We start from the raw sequence: 3,394 nt of genomic DNA on the forward strand, positions 1-3,394 counted from the left end.
CCTTGGCCTGGCGCTCGGCCTCGCGCTCGGCCGCGGAAGGACCGGCGCTGCGGCGCGGGCCGCCCCCGCGCCGCGCCCCGCCGCCGCCAGCGGTAAGCCGCGGCGCCTCAATCGTCTCGGCAAGGACAGAGCCAGCCCCGCCGCCGTTTCTTGCCCGCATGGCATCGCGGAAGAGCTTGGTCTGCCGCAGAAGCTCTTCCTGTGCATCCCTTGCGATCCGATCATTATCACGGGGCACCTTGCCGCGCGTTGTCGCTTCAACGCGCCTCTGAGCCTCGCGTAGCCGTGCAAGCCGGAATTCGACATCCATGTTGGCGTCGGCCTGCTGGCGCGCGACACCTTGGCCGACAGCCAAGCCTCCTAGAGCACCAACAGCAGCGCCGATAGGACCACCGACGCGATAACCGATCCCCGCACCGGCCAGCGCGCCAGAAAAACGCGGATACTCGTTTGCGTATTTGATCATCGCCCCGGTCAGCGTGGCGATGGAATTGGCCAGACCGATGATGGCATCGGCGTTCTCGGCAACCACCCTGGCAACGCTGATCGAAAGCACGGTCTTCATCTGCTCGATCTTGGCGTTGGTCTTTTCGAGCTCCTGAATTTCCTTTTCCGAAAGGACCGCACCAAAGGTTCGCAGGTCTTCGGCTGCCTGGTTGAACCCGTCCGCGCCCTGGAGCAGCAGCGGGTGCAAGTCCTTGAACTGGCGGCCCAGCAGATCGGTGCCGAGCCGGACACGCTCGCTCGGGTCTTCGATTTCGGAGATGCGCTTGGCCAGATCGAGCAGCACCGCATCGGTGGCGCGCGCCTCGCCGCTTGCGGTCTTAAACCCGATACCGAGATTGACGAAGCTCTGCTGCGCCTTGGCGTTGCCGGCGTTGGCCTCGCCGATGCGGTCGGCAAGCGTGCCGAGGACACTGGTGAATTCGCTGCTGGTGAGCCCGGCATTGGCAGCCGCTTGACGCCACACCTGAAGGCTCTCGACACCAATGTCGAACTGGCGCGAAGTGCTGGCGATTTCGTCGCCAAGCGCAGCCGCCTTGTTGATCGCCAGACCAATGGCTGCGCCAGCAGTCCCAGCAGCGACAGCAAAGTTGCGCCCGAAGTTGCTGCCGGCGCGTGTCCCGGCGTCTGCCGAAGCCCTTTCCGCCGCCGCGCTCAGCTCCTCGAACTTGACCTTGAAGTCACGATCGAACTGCTCGCCAGCCAGGCGCAGCTTGACGATGATGTCGTTGCGGGCCAAGGCTACCTCCAAAACAAAAAGGCCGCGCAGAACATCTGCACAGCCTTTGATTCATCTGTTTTTGAACAGTCAGATTAAGCGGTCAGTCCAAAAAGCGCGCGGCTTTATTGGTGACCATCCGGAACAAATCCAGCCCTTTCCAAGCCAGATCGAAATGCCCTGATTCGTTCCGCTGACAATTTCAGGAAAACGTCCCGAGGCCCGCCAAAGGCTTTGACCACCAGCCCATTGGCCAACGCTTCAGGCGAAAAGAGAACATCGAATGGGATCTTGATGCTGCTAACTTGGTGAAACGTGCACACCCGGCGACAGGTCGTCAGGGATGCGAATGGCCGATCTACAGTTTTAAGCTCGCGTCCGCCGTAAACCGCAAATCGCGAATAAGGAACGTCCCATTGGCCAAGATCAAAGCCGACAATCCAGGTTGCCTGATCAACTTTTTGGCTTGGGCTGCACTTATAGGAAGTAAGCCCCTGCTGGATGTCCTCTGTCACCTTTTCGCAGGCGTCAAAGGGATCGCGCACATGGACAACCCTTGGCTGTGCCGACAAGCTACAAGGCAGGGACAATATTGCCAGAAGAGCGAGGACCCTCAGCATAGGAGTTGACTACAGTAAAGGTGCCCCTGAGGCAACTCTGTGTTCGCCCCGCGCCCCTAGCCCAGCTTCACCGTCTCGCGCGCATATTCGCTGACGAGGCGCTGATAGGCCCGCTCGCGCGCGCTGCCGATCGAGATGCGGTTGGCGTGCGGCTGTTCCGGGATCAGCACGAAGATCGCCCGCGTGACTTTCTCGCGCCCCTGCTCGAGCCGGCGCTTGGCCGCCTTCTTGACAACCCCGGATCGGTTGCGCGCCAGCACCCCGTCGGTCACCAGCAGCGCCCAGCGGTTGTTCGCCCCTCCGGGCTTGGCAACACGCAGGCTGAGGCCGGTGCGCAGCTCCCATTGCCGCGGCGTCAAGTGGCGGCTGCGCCCGGTCACCCCGGCTTCGGGCAGCGGGATCGCCAGCCAACCCCCGCTCGCGGCCCGGTTCACCCCGGGCAGCGACCAATAGGCCAGCATCCCCTGGGTGCGGCGCTTGCCGTTGCCGAACACCAGCCCGACCGGGTCCTTCGCCGGGATCTCGCGCTGCGGATAGACCTCGCTTTTCCATGCGCGCCAGGCATTGCCGGGCACGGCGCCGCGCATCTGCGCCTCGAGGTCCTGCTCGAGCTGGCGGGTCGCCCGGCGCACCGCCCGCACCCCGGCAAGGTAAATCTCCCCGCGCAGCTCGCGGCTGACCTCGCCGACATTTTCAAGATCGACTTTCACCCGCATCGCCCCGCCTTTCCTCCAGCCAGCGATCGAACAGCGCAAAGGCCTCGATCGCCAGCGCCGGCTGCTCCATCAGCCCGCCCGAGCGCGGCAGCACCATCGGCCCGATCCCCCCTAGCCCCCCGCCGCGCGCCTGGCGCAGCCTTGCCCAGGCCTCGGCCAGCGCCCGCGCCCAGGCCGGGCAGGCAAAGCGCGGGTTTTCCTCCCAGGCATGGCCGCCCACCTCGAACCCGCCTTCAACGCGCCGGGGCAGGCGGAAATCGCCCGGCCTCGTCAGCAGCGCGAAGGCGGCTTTCAGTTTTTTTCCTCAGCCCCGGCATATTGGAAGGCATAGGCGCGGTTGCCCGCCGCGGCGATCAGCGCCGGGTGGATGCGCCGCAGCGTTGCCTCGGGCACCAGCCCATCCTTGCCGCGCGCGTATTCAACCGGCTTGCCGTCAAGCCCGGTGAGGCCTTCCCAGCCATCGACAAAGCGCTGGAAGGCGAGGAGCGGCATGAGATTGCGCCAGCGCGCGTTCTGCTCGAGCAGCTGGCGATAGGCCGGCCAGCTCGTCTTGAGGATGCCCTCGATGGCGATGAGCTGCTGGCGCTCCGCCTCGCCCGGCGCCTCGGCGCCCTCGCGATCGGCATGGAAGCTCGAAAGCAGCTCGACGAGCGCCTCGGCCTCATCGCCCGCGAGCGCGCGCACCCCGGCGATCGCGGTGTCGAGCATCACGAAAGGCGGGACGGCGGCGGCCTGATAACGGCCCTCAAGCTCGGCCTCGAACTCGCCGCGCTCGATCAGGCTGGCCATGCGGATACGAAAGGCCGGGCGCGCGTCGGCTTCGCCCTCTGCCGGCG

The 3,394-nt window shown here is 65.4% G+C and carries 4 protein-coding genes and 1 pseudogene; all 5 read right to left on the bottom strand.

Annotation, left to right across the window (positions count from 1 at the left end):
* Positions 1 to 1,243 (bottom strand): annotated as a pseudogene (locus ACK41X_RS23125) (hypothetical protein); the annotation flags it as partial.
* Positions 1,244 to 1,347: 104 nt separating this feature from the next.
* Entirely contained in the window at positions 1,348 to 1,767 is a 420-nt protein-coding gene (locus ACK41X_RS23130; RefSeq protein WP_409728578.1) for a hypothetical protein, read from the bottom strand.
* A 131-nt stretch (positions 1,768 to 1,898) separates the two neighbouring features.
* Entirely contained in the window at positions 1,899 to 2,558 is a 660-nt protein-coding gene (locus tag ACK41X_RS23135; RefSeq protein ID WP_409728581.1) for a DUF6441 family protein, read from the bottom strand.
* Complete coding sequence (locus ACK41X_RS23140) at positions 2,536 to 2,778, bottom strand: hypothetical protein (RefSeq protein WP_409728584.1); 243 nt, start codon at positions 2,776 to 2,778, stop codon at positions 2,536 to 2,538. Before ACK41X_RS23140 ends, ACK41X_RS23135 begins: the two co-directional genes overlap by 23 nt.
* 71 nt (positions 2,779 to 2,849) lie before the next feature.
* On the bottom strand, positions 2,850 to 3,394 hold a 545-nt coding region (locus tag ACK41X_RS23145), incomplete at its 5' end, for a hypothetical protein (RefSeq protein WP_409728587.1).

The sequence above is a fragment of the Pseudorhodoplanes sp. genome (assembly GCF_046289595.1).
Lineage (GTDB): Bacteria > Pseudomonadota > Alphaproteobacteria > Rhizobiales > Xanthobacteraceae > Pseudorhodoplanes.